This window comes from Solibacillus palustris (assembly GCF_022549215.1).
GTDB lineage: Bacteria > Bacillota > Bacilli > Bacillales_A > Planococcaceae > Solibacillus > Solibacillus daqui.
In genome coordinates, this window is record NZ_JAKZFC010000004.1 from 120,847 (window position 1) to 134,388 (window position 13,542).

Annotated in this window: 15 protein-coding genes and 1 pseudogene; 10 read left to right on the forward strand and 6 right to left on the reverse strand. The window is 34.9% G+C overall.

Annotated elements, in window-relative coordinates:
- Positions 1-540 precede the first annotated feature (540 nt).
- Genes LZ480_RS11920 through msrB form a run of 4 tightly spaced genes read left to right on the forward strand, consistent with a single transcriptional unit; the run spans position 541 to position 3,002 of the window.
- Entirely contained in the window at positions 541-1,455 is a 915-nt protein-coding gene (locus LZ480_RS11920) for a GDSL-type esterase/lipase family protein (protein WP_241369668.1), read from the forward strand.
- Positions 1,456-1,460: 5 nt separating this feature from the next.
- Positions 1,461-2,033, forward strand: coding sequence for a YpmS family protein (locus LZ480_RS11925; RefSeq protein WP_241369669.1), 573 nt, complete (start codon positions 1,461-1,463; stop codon positions 2,031-2,033).
- 10 nt (positions 2,034-2,043) lie between these two features.
- Positions 2,044-2,574 (forward strand): peptide-methionine (S)-S-oxide reductase MsrA, encoded by a 531-nt coding sequence (gene msrA, locus LZ480_RS11930; RefSeq protein ID WP_255731411.1) that lies wholly within the window; start codon positions 2,044-2,046, stop codon positions 2,572-2,574.
- Positions 2,574-3,002: a peptide-methionine (R)-S-oxide reductase MsrB gene (gene msrB / locus LZ480_RS11935; protein ID WP_241369670.1), complete on the forward strand. Its 429-nt coding sequence runs from the start codon at positions 2,574-2,576 to the stop codon at positions 3,000-3,002. The genes msrA and msrB overlap by 1 nt, the downstream gene beginning before the upstream one ends.
- Before the next feature lie 46 nt (positions 3,003-3,048).
- On the opposite strand, the gene LZ480_RS11940 is transcribed toward msrB, so the two are convergent.
- Positions 3,049-4,701, reverse strand: coding sequence for a methyl-accepting chemotaxis protein (locus LZ480_RS11940; protein WP_241369835.1), 1,653 nt, complete (start codon positions 4,699-4,701; stop codon positions 3,049-3,051).
- A gap of 229 nt (positions 4,702-4,930) precedes the next feature.
- Between LZ480_RS11940 and LZ480_RS11945 the strand changes: the two genes are divergently transcribed.
- Both LZ480_RS11945 and deoD read left to right on the forward strand, forming a co-directional pair.
- Positions 4,931-5,155, forward strand: coding sequence for a YozE family protein (locus LZ480_RS11945; protein WP_241369671.1), 225 nt, complete (start codon positions 4,931-4,933; stop codon positions 5,153-5,155).
- A gap of 195 nt (positions 5,156-5,350) precedes the next feature.
- The gene (gene deoD, locus LZ480_RS11950) at positions 5,351-6,058 is read left to right on the forward strand and encodes a purine-nucleoside phosphorylase (protein ID WP_241369672.1); all 708 of its coding nucleotides are present in this window, start codon (positions 5,351-5,353) and stop codon (positions 6,056-6,058) included.
- Between the two features lie 446 nt (positions 6,059-6,504).
- On the opposite strand, the gene LZ480_RS11955 is transcribed toward deoD, so the two are convergent.
- Positions 6,505-7,053 (reverse strand): DinB family protein, encoded by a 549-nt coding sequence (locus LZ480_RS11955; RefSeq protein ID WP_241369673.1) that lies wholly within the window; start codon positions 7,051-7,053, stop codon positions 6,505-6,507.
- Positions 7,054-7,218: 165 nt separating this feature from the next.
- On the opposite strand from LZ480_RS11955, the pseudogene LZ480_RS11960 reads away from it, so the two are divergent.
- The 4 genes and pseudogenes from LZ480_RS11960 to LZ480_RS11975 form a co-directional block, all read left to right on the forward strand.
- Positions 7,219-7,344 (forward strand): annotated as a pseudogene (locus LZ480_RS11960) (purine-nucleoside phosphorylase); the annotation flags it as partial.
- 588 nt (positions 7,345-7,932) lie between these two features.
- Entirely contained in the window at positions 7,933-9,450 is a 1,518-nt protein-coding gene (locus LZ480_RS11965) for an SH3 domain-containing protein (protein WP_241369674.1), read from the forward strand.
- Positions 9,451-9,956: 506 nt separating this feature from the next.
- A complete protein-coding gene (locus tag LZ480_RS11970; protein WP_241369675.1) occupies positions 9,957-10,376 on the forward strand; it encodes a pyridoxamine 5'-phosphate oxidase family protein in 420 nt (139 codons plus the stop codon).
- A 376-nt stretch (positions 10,377-10,752) separates the two neighbouring features.
- Entirely contained in the window at positions 10,753-11,241 is a 489-nt protein-coding gene (locus LZ480_RS11975; RefSeq protein ID WP_241369676.1) for a metal-dependent hydrolase, read from the forward strand.
- A gap of 170 nt (positions 11,242-11,411) precedes the next feature.
- Here LZ480_RS11975 and LZ480_RS11980 read toward each other — a convergent pair whose 3' ends face one another.
- The 4 genes from LZ480_RS11980 to LZ480_RS11995 form a co-directional block, all read right to left on the reverse strand.
- Complete coding sequence (locus tag LZ480_RS11980; RefSeq protein ID WP_241369677.1) at positions 11,412-12,026, reverse strand: kinase; 615 nt, start codon at positions 12,024-12,026, stop codon at positions 11,412-11,414.
- Positions 12,027-12,173: 147 nt separating this feature from the next.
- Entirely contained in the window at positions 12,174-12,479 is a 306-nt protein-coding gene (locus tag LZ480_RS11985) for a hypothetical protein (protein WP_241369836.1), read from the reverse strand.
- Between the two features lie 214 nt (positions 12,480-12,693).
- On the reverse strand, positions 12,694-13,026 hold the full coding sequence (locus LZ480_RS11990; RefSeq protein ID WP_241369678.1) for a hypothetical protein: 333 nt from the start codon (positions 13,024-13,026) through the stop codon (positions 12,694-12,696).
- A 206-nt stretch (positions 13,027-13,232) separates the two neighbouring features.
- Positions 13,233-13,436 carry a DUF4083 family protein gene (locus LZ480_RS11995; protein ID WP_241369679.1) on the reverse strand — a complete coding sequence of 68 codons (204 nt, stop codon included), beginning with the start codon at positions 13,434-13,436 and terminating at the stop codon, positions 13,233-13,235.
- Positions 13,437-13,542 lie beyond the last annotated feature (106 nt).

Genomic DNA, 13,542 nt, shown 5'->3' on the forward strand with positions numbered 1-13,542 from the left:
GTTACAGTAAGATTGTTTGAAAAAAGTATAAATTAACAAAAGGGCTTGTTCAGAAAGTAATTTCCGGACAAGCCCTTCATTTGTCAACAATGTAAATTGTAGCGCACCCTTGAGCATTTCATAAAGGAAGTTTCTACAGCGTTTGTAATAGTCATTGTAATAGAGTGAACGAAAATATTAACTGTAACGCTTATTTTACGTTTCTTATTTCTTCGTTTTTTGTCACCGCACAACTCCATAGTTTAATGCATCGCTGTAAGCAACTTGAATCGTTTGGTGCTGTGGTGGTGATTTTGCTTCAAATTGAAATACAGTTGAATAAAAAGCATCTGAAATGGCGATGAAATAGATGAAGAATAAAAAATATTTGGTTCAATGTAACAAAAAAATCGTTTCTCCTTTTAAATAACAAAATGTACTAATACATACGATATAAAGTAAAAAAAAGATTCGTCTTTTAATAAATTTCTAGGCAAACAATTCCATTCTTTTTCACAAATATCTTATAATAGTATAATAAAGAACTAAAGGGGAGATTGTATGTGGCGTATATTACTAACGATTTGTCTCATCACGCTACTATCAGCATGTTCGGTATCAATTGACCCGGAAACTGAAGAAAAGCTACCTGTTGATCAATCCTCACAAAATGGGGTTACAATCATTTCAGACATTGCACCAAAAATAGAGGATGAAATATCGAGGACCGAGCGTATTAAAGAAATAATTAGTGATGTGTTTCATTTAGATTGGGAGGATCTAAAAGATGAATACGCACAAGATATTTTTTACTTAGCGCTTGGTGATTCTTTAACGCGCGGTGTAGGGGATGAAAAACAGGATTATGGCTATACTGTTCGATTACAGAAGCAATTAGAACAATGGTCAATGATCAAATCCGTAGAGCTAGATAATCGTGGCAAAAACGGCCGCCGCAGTAATCAGCTATTAGCATTATTGAAAAAAGGGCATTATGATGAGGAACTGGCAAAAGCCAATCTTGTTACAATAACCCTTGGTGGGAATGATGTCATGAAAATAGTGAAGAATAACTTGTTTACAATGGAACAATCGATGTTTGATAAAGAATTGCCTAAATTTATTAATCGTTATGATGAAATACTTCAAGAAATTCGTCTTCGTAATGCAGATGTACCGATCATTTTAATAGGCTTTTATAATCCGATGTCAATTGTGGTTGATGAAGTGACGCCATTTGAGTCCATCATATCAGAATGGAACACAGAAATAGATAACCTAAGCTTGGCATATAACAATGTATGTTTTGTGCCAGTAGAGGATTTATTTGTATCGAATGAAGATATGGTATATCATGTAGATTTCTTCCATCCGAATAGTACGGGTTATGATCGGATGGCAGAACGCGTAATTGAAACGATGCAATCCTGTGATATTGAGTCTATGTCGAATGGTTTATTAGGTTTTGGAGAGTGAGCAGCATGAATAAATGGAAAGTAGCATTTTTTGTTTTAGCAGGCGCGATAATTATGGTACTTGTTAGTATAGTGTATTTAGCAACTTCGGACGTTGAGCAATCCAGTTTGAGAGAGCCGACTGCGCTTGAGGGCAATATATTAACCGTTGAAACAACAGCGAAAGAATTCGAAGCAATCGCCAAGCAATATTTAATGGAGGCGATGAATAATTCACCGGTTCCAGTGGAGCTCGCTATCGAAGAAAAGATTTATTTATATAGTACGTTAACAGTATTTAATTTTGAACTTCCAATTCAAATGGATTTCAATCCCGTTGTAAGTGATGGGAATATTATTTTAAAACAGGATGCCGTCCATGTCGGCAAGATTAACATTCAACCGAAACAAGTGTTAAAGCTAATGAAGGATGCAGTAGAATTCCCATCTTGGATTACCGTGCAGCCAAACGATGAGCAAATTTATGTAGACTTATCACGCATTAACATTGCAAGCGGATCCCGTGTACGAGCACAAGAAATTGATTTAGAAAATGACAAGATTGTCTTACAAGTGGTCATTCCAAACGAAACAAAATAAGGGGCGAAATATGGTGGCATTACAAAAAGCAACATTTGCAGGTGGCTGTTTCTGGTGTATGGTTAAGCCGTTTGATACGCAGCCTGGCATTATTGAAGTTGTATCGGGCTATACAGGTGGACATGTTGATAAACCAACATATGAGCAAGTATGTAGTGAAACAACAGGCCATTTAGAAGCCGTACAAATTACGTTTGACCCAAGTATTTATCCATACGAAAAATTAGTAGAGCTGTACTGGACATTGATTGACCCTACCGATGCGGGTGGGCAGTTTTATGATCGAGGAGAATCGTACACAACAGCGATTTTTTATCATGACGAGGTTCAAAAGCAAATTGCAGAGTTATCAAAGGCAAAGCTAGAGGCATGCGGTAAATTCCGTGCACCAATCGCCGTGAAATTATTACCAGCAAAACCATTTTATGAAGCAGAGGACTATCATCAGCATTATTATAAGAAAAATCCTGCCCATTATGAGCGCTATTCTATAGGCTCAGGACGCACTGGATTTATCGAACAGCATTGGGGGAAACGTTAATGGATAAAAATGAACGCTTAAAACAGTTAACAGATATGCAATTGCATGTGACACAAAATCAAGGAACAGAACCACCGTTTCGCAATGAGTATTATGATGTTTTTGAAGACGGGATTTATGTTGATATCATATCAGGCAAAGCACTGTTTAGCTCAACAGACAAATTTGATGCTGGCTGCGGTTGGCCTTCATTTTCAAAACCTATTGATGTTCCAGAGGTAACTGAACATTTTGATACTTCACATGGAATGCGTCGCGTGGAAGTACGCAGTAAAACAGCGGATTCGCATTTGGGACATGTATTTCCAGATGGCCCGCGTGAATTAGGTGGCTTACGATACTGCATTAACTCAGCATCGTTACGCTTTGTGCCAATTGCAGATTTAGAAAAAGAGGGCTACGGAGAATATCTTTCATTATTCAAATAAAAAACTCGCTCTTGTTGTGAAATTCACAATGAGAGCGAGTTTTTGCTTATGTTTTAAATTCAGCGACGACACTGCGTAAATCATCTGCCTGTGCTGCGAGTTCAACCGCAGAAGCATTGATTTCTTGCATGGAGGCCGAACCTTGCGTAGCAGCTGTAGCACTAAGCTCGGTATTTGCTGCAGTATTCTCAGCTATGGCTGAAACATAGATGAACGAAGAAGTGACATCTTGAGAATGTTTTAATGTTTGTTCGATTTGAATGCCCATATAACTTAAAATTTCCGATGTTTTCTCCGTTTGTTGCAAGATGTTGTGTAAAGATTCGGTTGTTTCATTCGTTACTTCCACACCGCGAATTACTTTTTGAACTCCGGTTTCATTTTGCGTGATAATAGAGTTAACCTCAGTTTGAATAGATCGAACTATTGATGAAACTTCACTAGCAGCCTGTTGTGATTGTTCGGCTAACTTTCGAACTTCTTTTGCGACTACAGCAAAGCCTCGCCCATGTTCACCAGCGCGTGCAGCTTCAATTGCCGCGTTTAGGGCTAACAGGTTCGTTTGTTCAGCAATTGCTGTAATTGTGCTGATAATAGACGTAATATCATCCGATTTACGCCCTAATTTTTCAACGGTTGCCGAAGTAGAAGCCATTGTTTCCTCGATTTCAAGCATTACATTGGAAGATTGCGTGACTGAATTGCTTCCTAATTGTGCCGATTGTTGCATCGCAGTAGCTGCTAGTTGTACTTCAAATGCTTTGTTGTTTAATTCGTGAATCGAAATTTCAAGCTTATTCATTTCGTTTGCTGATTTACTAATGCTTGTCAAAATTTCGTTGCTGTCATTGGCGATATCTAGTGTTGAGTTTGCTATTGAGTCGATTGTGCGAGCATTTTCTTCTGCTAATCCCATTAACCCTTGAGAGCTGCTAGATACGTTTTCCGCTAGGTTCGACACACGTTTCACAAGCTTTGATATCGATTCGATTAAAATATTTGTAGAATATGCGATATGTGCGAATTCATCTTTCGTCTTTACTTCAACGCGACGTGTTAAATCACCACCGGCTTGTGCAATATCTAAAATCGAGTGATTAATAGCATTTGTATTACGGAGAATAGATTTCCATAAAATATAGCCTAAAGTCACGGAAATAAACAATGCGATCCCTGAAAGTACGAAAAATGAAATTTTCGAAGCAAGTGCAAACTGCTCAAGATCAGACAAAGTTTCCTCGTTACGCTGTTGTAGCATTTTAATAAGCTTAGATGTATTTTCATCGATATAGTTTTTAAAGCTTTGACTTCCACTTGTTTTAAACATGATTGCCGCGTTTTCATAGCCATACTTTTGACGGACTTCTATCGTCGATTTAGAATAAGATAAGTAATTGTCATAAAATTGCTGAATAAGCACTACTAACTTTATTTCCTCCTCTTGATTTTCAAGGGAGCTTTGTATGGTAGATAAATTTGCATTGATTGTTTCCTTCAAGTCTTCGTAGGATGTTAAATGATAATTATCACCAGTAATGATATACCCTTGTTCATGGCTAGAAAGCTTGGCGATATCAGTGACTAAGGTATTAATGAGCATTTGCTGTTCTAAATTTTCATCTGAAAACTCCCGTAGGTTATTTTGCAAATTCGTAATATTGATGTACGATAAAATTTGCATAGCAATTATAATAGTCATCAAAACTGAAAATGCGAGGACAATTCTTCCTCTAATGAGATGAATAAATTTGAAATTGGATTTTTTGCTTTTTTTCTCTTTTGCTTTTTTAGCTTCTATAGGTATTGAATTACTTCTTTTAAGCAAAATAATCACCAACTTTCTGAAAAATCAATTTTTTAATATTTTACTACATTGAGGATATTATTACACTATTAAATGGAAAATTTATAAAATAGGGGGAATTTTATTGAAAAAGTCATTTTATCATTATGCTTTGACGTTTAGAGGGGGAGATTGGAATGACAATAAAGTACGTTTTGCGGAAAGTATGTTTATAGATCATGGGTTTCCGAAAATGTCTGAAGATTTTCAAGAACTATCTGACTATATAGAAATGCAATCTGATGAGTATTTGACAACAGAAGCATTCGATTCGCTGTGGGCACTGTACGAGCTGAAATTCCAATGTTAATTTAGTATTTGCAGGATTTAATGAACAGTGGGTATAGTAGAATTAATATAATTCGTTCGAATAAATCAAAGTGAAATTAAGAAGTAGTGAACAAAAATGTTCGATTTTTTCAGTGAAGAAAGACGTCTAACGATTGAATATTTATACGAAACCGTTTACAATTAAATAGAATGATGATGAAAAGAGGTTATTTAAATGAGTGTTCATATTAGTGCCAAACAAGGCGAAATCGCAGAAATCGTATTATTACCAGGAGATCCCCTACGTGCAAAGTATATTGCTGAAACGTTTTTAGAAGACGTAGTACAATACAACGAAGTACGTAATATCTTAGGCTACACAGGTACTTACAAGGGCAAACGCATTTCAGTTCAAGGTACGGGAATGGGTGTACCTTCTATTTCAATTTACGCTACAGAGCTTATGCAAGAATACGGTGTACAAAAATTAATCCGTGTTGGTACTTGTGGTGCGATTCAAAAGGATGTAAAGGTTCGTGACGTAATCATCGCACAAACTTCATCTACTGACTCGAATTTAAACCGCGTAATTTTCGGCGGAAACATTGACTATGCACCAACTGCAGACTTTGATTTATTATTAAAAGCTTACAACGCTGCAAAAGAAGCAGAATTAAATGTACGTGTAGGTAACATCTTCACGGCAGATATGTTCTATTCAGATGAAGAACAAAACGAAAAATTAGCACAATACGGAGTACTAGCTGTTGAGATGGAAACAGCTGCGCTATATACTCTTGCTGCAAAGTTTGGACGTAAAGCATTAACTGTTCTAACAGTATCTGACCACATCATTACAGGTGAGGTAACAACTTCTGAAGAACGTCAAACGACTTTCAATGACATGATGCTAATTGCACTAGAAGCGGCGATCCAAGACTAGTCATAGCAATGGTTTGTGAGATGGGTATTTTAAACAAGTTTCCAAAAGTGCCCAAAACCTATTTTAGAAGTGCCTAACAAGTGAAAAAAACTTGTTAGGTGCTTTTTATTTTAGTGTGTCTAACAAGGTGCTTGCTAGTTCCTTTTGCTCCATTATCACATGCGAAAACATGTTTATATTTCTTAAGGTTAATAATGGTTTGAAGGCATACTTGTTTAAGTGTGCTATTTTTATTTCCAAAAGCTCAGTGCAAAACACATGAACCGTACTGAGGTGCAAGATATGGATGATTGGTTACGTGGATTAATCTCACAGAGCGATTCTAAGTAGCGTTCCTGTGAGTGTGTGAAGGGGAGCATAACAAAAGGACTTGCATATATGGAGTTTAATCATAAACACAAGTCCTGCACTTATTAGGCTAGTAATATCTTTATTATAAGTCAATATTAATGTAAATTATAATATTTTTTGCATAATAAAAAATGTTGTTTTTCATGTATACCTAATATGTTAATACATTGAATTAAATTTGGATAATGTGCTATTGGGTCGGGGTAACGTATATGTCCAGCTACGTTATCGCTAATATTAGAAAGCATTTTTTCTAAATACCTAGTTTCAATATCTAGCTCGTTTACTAACCATTTAAATGAAATTTTCTCTTTAATATTCTTTGGTGGCACTAAAACAAAAGGTGCTTTCATAGGTTTATTATGTTTTTCTTTATATTCAGTAAATATATCGTCACTCTTAATGTTGTACGGCTTTCCACTTCTTATAGTAGCAATAGGCTTAGAAATCGGTAAATATGATTTGTTTAACTGTCTAAATAGTCTAATCATTAAATATAAATGATAATAGGTTTCTCCAAAAGACCACTTATCATCTTGAGGACGTTCCCATTCTTTATCTTTAAAATCTTTTAGCACATTAGCAAATTCTTCTCGTTGCTCATATATGATGGTGAAATGATTTTTCATGTAACTACTTTCCATAACGTCACCTCTGAATATTATCTAATGTTTATTTATCATTAGTATAGTGTAACACATTTACAAATATTAGGGTATATCGGTGTGTATTACTAGTAAAAAAGATTGACTGTTCCCACAGACGATACGACAACGCCTAATCCGCTCTTTATTAATCTACTGTCATATCAAGCATTAACTGTTCTAACAGTATCTGACCACATCATTACAGGTGAGGTAACAACCTCTGAAGAACGTCAAACGACTTTCAATGACATGATGCTAATTGCACTAGAAGCGGCGATTCAAGACTAGCCATAGCAAAGGTTTGTGAGACTCCAAATTTTACAAAGGGACTAAAAAGGGGTTTTAACCTTTGAAATGTACATTTGATGCCTACTAAACGAGCAATTGTTTAGTAGGTTTTTTTAGTATAATGAATCAAATAAAGAGGTCGCATTTTGCTTCTGTTCTATTGTGACATGAGAATAAGTGTTAAGGTTGTTTAAACCATAATTTATAAGCATTGGAAAAGAACCAACTTTTAGTTGAAATTAAGTGTGTAGTAAAGCTCAACCGCTTCAATTTTTGAACAACAATCATAGCAAGCTCACAGAGCCATTTAACGAGCCTAAGAGTTGATAGATTTGGCTTGGGCTTTTTTCAATGGACTTTAGGAAACTTACTTATTTCACAAAAAGGTAAAAATCCAACAATCACTATTTACAACCCTTTAACCGAATCAATATTAAACAATATATGTGAGAAATATAATTTTTCACTCAATTCTGTTAAATTAAAGAAACATTGGATATTACCCCTATCTCAAATATTTGGTTTATGTTAACATATATCTGAATATCTAAAATTTAGGAGATATGAAAAGGAGTGTAATAATCAGATATGAAAAAGATATTGAAACCATTGATTAGTGTTATTGCGATTGGTGCCATCTCTCTATCTGTCAATACAGATAAAAATATATCTGCTAATAATATTGCAAATACATGTGAGTATGATTCGGCATCGAAAGGAAACCCTGATTATTCCACAATGAACTGTTTGTTAACCGAAACAGCATTGATTTATGATGTTCCTCCTGAAATTGTGAAGGCAATAGCGGAAGGTGAAAGTGGAAATTGGCGTCATTTCGATAAGAATGGTGAGGCGATTGTGACAGCTGATAATGGAATTGGCATTATGCAAATTACAAATCAAGCAGGCTACAATCAAGATAGACTAAAAAGTGATCTTGTCTATAATATTCAAGCTGGTGTAGAGACTCTAGATAAAATGTTTAAGCGGAAGGATTTGCCTAGCATCAACGGTGGGGAAAGAGATATACTGGAACATTGGTACTTCGCTGTCATGGCTTATAACGGTACTAAGCCAGTCAACAGTCCAATTGTCCAGGCAACTGGTGAAAGAAATGCAAATGCCTATCAAGAGAGAATTTTCAGGATTATCGAGGAAATGGGGCTAATTGACTTAACAGTGCTGCCATTTTCACGCGAACATTTTCAATATGACTCTAACAACAAGGAAAATATTAAATTTTCAGCGATGAACTATGATTTTGATTTACCAGTAAAAAAATCAAAGCACTTATTTGAAACAAATCAAAAAGTTAATACCACTACGAATGCAAATTTAAGGACAAGACCTACTACGGATAGTCCTTCTATGGGTACTTTACGTGAAGGTGAAACGATTACCATTACGGGTCCTTTTGAATATGATGAAGCGGCAACGAGGAAAAACCATTTTGTTTGGTATCCTGTGAAAAGAAGTGATGGGACAAAGGGGTATGTAGCATCAAGTTATTTAAACTACGCCGCTTCAACGCAAACACCTCCAGTTTCCACTACACCAGACTACTCAGCTTACGCTAAAAAGTTTGCTGACTTTAGTAGTACAGAATGGTGGGCAAATGATATGATTTGGGCAATCGAACGAGGTTTAATTAATGGTTATAGTGATGTATGGAATGCAAAAACAAAGAAATACGAAACACAATTACAACCGAACACACAATTAACTGAAGCTCACTTCCTAACAATCTTCTTCCGTTTCGCACAAAAAGATGAATTAGCAAATGTAAAAAACACAACGTCTTGGAACAAAAGTGGTTTATACAACATGGCGAAGAAATACAACATGCCTGTACTAGCAAATGAAGAATCCACAGCTTCTAAAGGTCTTGCGGATAAAGGCATTAGACGTGGTAAATTGGCACAACTGATGGCATCTTACTACTATGAGAAAACAGTAAGTGAAAACGAATCTATTCAATTTTTCATAGATAATGGGATTACCACAGCTACATCAATCGGTGGCTATACTCCTGATAAAATTTTAACTCGTTCTGAAATATCAGCGTTTATTCAAAGGTATGAATCATTGGAGTTAAAGCAAAATTAAATGAACTTAGAAAAGGGAGTGTCCGAGTTTTTCTGGGACACTCCCTTTGCGCCGAGGATGGTGAGAATTTATTCTGACCACCGCAGAAGCACCGCCTAAAGCGGATTATTACTACACGAGGTTTGCACTGTCCAAAAAGTTTTGACTTTTTGGACAGCCCCTTTTCTGATTTTACGGCTGAGGCAATTCAATAAAAGCTAAGTTGAATTAGCTTACCGTAATAATTGTTACAAGCTCACAGAGCCATTTATAGAGATTGTGAGCGTTAGACAGATTGTTACGAGCGATTATTTAGTGGGTTTTTTTAGTTAAAGGACTCGAATAATGAAGGTGGCATTTTCCTACTGCAACGGTTGCACAAGCTATCAAGTATGTATACCAAACCTTATTATCATAAAAATACATGTTTCATTTTTATTACATTCAGCTCTTATTTATCAAACAAAACTGTTTAATATGGAGAAGGAAGGGCAAGTTAATAGTGTAACTTGAAAGGATGGGGTGAAATGACTTCTGTACGTGATGAAATACTAGAGGTATTAAATCGTGAAAAAATTGGTACTATGGCAACTGTTCGGAATGGAAAACCGTATTCTCGTTATATGACATTTCAACATGAGGACTTCGTGTTATATACGGTAACAAGCAAACATTCTGAAAAAGTAGAAGAACTGCAACAAAATCCGTATACACATATTTTATATGGCTACGAAAATAATGGATTTGGTGATGCTTATGTAGAAATCGAAGGCAAAGTGACAGCGTTTGAAGATGAGAGCATAAAAAACAAGTTAGCGGAAATTTTTTCGGGTATTTTTACCGGATCAAAAGATGAAATGGTAACGCTGAAAATTGAGCCGATTCGCATGCGATTGATGAATAAAAAAGGCGAGCCACCGAAAGAATTAGAATTTACAGCTAAGTAGTTTAAACGAATTAATTTATGCGATGCTTTGACATAGTGAGAGAGGTGCTTGCATAACTTTAACTATCTCAGTAAATTTTTCTATAGTTTCATCTATTATAAAACATGCTACATTGCTTTTAATAAGAGTCATTTTAACCTTAAACTGGGGAAATGCTTTTATTAGGAATGTCGTATGTTTTTTTCTGTTTCTGTCATACGTTTTGAGCATTATGTCCACCGTATGTTTAACAAATCTTACTGTCATTTAAAGTGTACGATGTAAAATATTGATTTGCTTGTGAACATACGTTTGGAATGTATGTTCTCTTTTTGTTTAAATTATGATAAATTTAAAGTGTAATATTTATTTTATAGGCAAGGAGAATTAAAGACGAATGCTAGGGAACACACACATCGTAGGAGGCATCACAGCAAGTCTTGCTTTTGCACAAATTTCAAATGAAAATCCCCTCATATTGCTAGGGGCAGGCATTGTCGGTGCACTATTGCCGGACATATGCCACGGTGGGAGTAAAATGGGGAGGACGTTTCCCATTAGTTCGAAAATTGTCAATAAACTTTTTGGGCATCGGTCTTTCACTCATAGTTTGCTCTTTTTATTTTGTATAGCGGTACTGATGAATGCTTTCGTACCCTATAAGGCATTCACAATAGGGCTGCTCTTAGGAATGGTTAGTCATTTTATTCTTGATATGGGAACGAGACAGGGAATTAAGTTGTTTTTTCCGATAAATTTTAAAGTACGTTTCCCCCTCACAATCAAAACGGGTGGCAAAGTGGAAAAGTATATTTTCGCTGGGCTATGTTTGTTATCGTTGTATTTTGGTTTTGAAATTATTATTGGAATTGTGAATATTACGTAAAATCAACCCTGCATGTGGATAAATTCATGCAGGGATTTTTGTTATTCAAAATTAAAAAATTCTTTACCAAGGTGTACTGCTAATATTGAATATAGCTACATTGGGTTGGAATATTTGCCTAATGGGACATTAATATAAAAGGAGCTATAAAATTGCCTTTTTTAATGCTTCTAACAGTAGTGCATGATTGTATGAGCAAGCTTAAAAGGATTTTGCATTTTTAAATAATAGTCTTCTGCTACCCAATATCTATTTTGGTATTTCATTAATCGTTCTTCTAAATTACCGATGTATGTGTCACGGTGAAGTACACGCTCATATCTTACTTCTTTAGGGCAATCAAGGAAAATTATATAATCGTAAAATGCTTTCCATTCCTCTCTCAAAAGAAATATCCCCTCGATGATTACTATGCTTTTAGGTGGTATTTGAATTGATTTGCTTATATGGATATCTTTTTCTTTGTCGTAAAACGGCAAGTGTAACTGCTTTTCGTTTTGATGAAGTTTTTTATACAAACGTTCTTTTAGATAATTGGTATCCCATTGTAATTGATAATATTCAAACCACTCATCATGACCTGTGTTATATCTCATTTCTCTTTTAACAATATGGTCGTCAATATGAAGAATCACTACATTTTCAATTTCATTTACAAGTTGGTTTACAATCGTAGTTTTTCCTGCACCACTTAGTCCGTCGATAGCTACAATAAAAGGTCTATCTAAGTAATGCTTATTATATTCTTCTTCTATTTTTTGCTTTAAAGTACGGATCATTTCCATGTAAATTACCTTTCGTATATTGAATAAATTTCTATAAATGTAGCATGCAGTAGGACGAAATAAAAGGACTTGTGATTATGTATATGAAACAAAATCATAAGGCTATTTCTTATCGAATAAAAGCTACCTATAATGGAATAGAGGTTTTTATAAATAGCTATTCTTTTTATTTCCATAAATTTCATAAGCGAAATATCCAATTAATAAGCCAATCCCTGAACTGAAACTTAATGTGGATAATAATGAAATTGAGAAAAACATGCTAAGAAGCAAGCCTACTGTACAACCAAAAAGCATTCCAAGTGGTATTAAACTGTCTAATAAATTTTGAGCTGCTTTTGATTTTTTCTTACCTAATTTCCCTTGCTTATGTTTATGTTCGAGCCTTTTAACAATGAAGATCGCAATGCCTCCATTGAATCCAAGGGGGAGTATAATACCTACAAGTTCCATGAAAAACTCCAAGCTGTAATCTCCTTTCGTTTACATCCTATTACATTAATTACGTAATATTCAGTTATTTAGTGAAGTGTATCATAATTTTATTTTATAGCGCGGTATGTGTGTATATGAGATGCAGAACAAAAGGACTTACATACATGAAAAAAATTCATACATGCAAGTCCTATTTTAAATAATCATTAATACCGATCCTTCAATAAGCCATTTATTTCTTATGCACTTTTACATAAACACTTCCAAATAATCTATCTCCAATGTAAGCATCTAACCTCCACATTCCACTTTTAGACAACATCATATTTGTTGGAATGTGATGATTTGCTCCATTATTAGGGCTAAGAAAAGAAATTTCAACTTTTGGAACAATTATTATTTCCTCGTTACTGTTTTCATGAGTTCCTAAAACTTCAAAGTTACCAGTCAACTCGTCTTCTTTTCCCCAAAAATGCCACATGTACTTTTGTATTTTATTTGGATAGAATCTACTTTCTTCATTATCATCGTAAAGAAAGCCTAAATGCCCTTCTTCTCCAATCATTGTATAACCATCTGATTTAAAAAGGGGACTTTCATGCCATTTGTTTTGAAATAAGCAATTGAGATTTGACTTGATGGATAGTTGGTCACATGAAACGCTCTCAGGTCGGTTTGAGAACATAACAAAAGGACTTTCATATATGAAACCCAATCATACACGCAAGTCCTATTCTTATTAAACAAAATTGTACGTTATTTATATAGAAACTACTTTTTCTCTTTTAATAGTGAAATAATCTTTTCATTTTGTTCTATTAACATATCGAGTTTTTTTCCAATCTCATTAGCATTATTAGTTCTTGCTGAAGAATTTATTAGTAACTTTTTTATAAAGTGAGTAAAAGAAATAAAAAATAAAATAATAAGCCCAAATACAGCGATTATGGGGATTAGTTGTAGAATTGCTTCCATTGTATTCCCTCCTCATGATTCATATTAACCTGCATAATTGATTTAATGACTGAGTAATCAATCGTTTAGTTCAGTGTAACATATTTCCAAATATTGACGGTAGGTG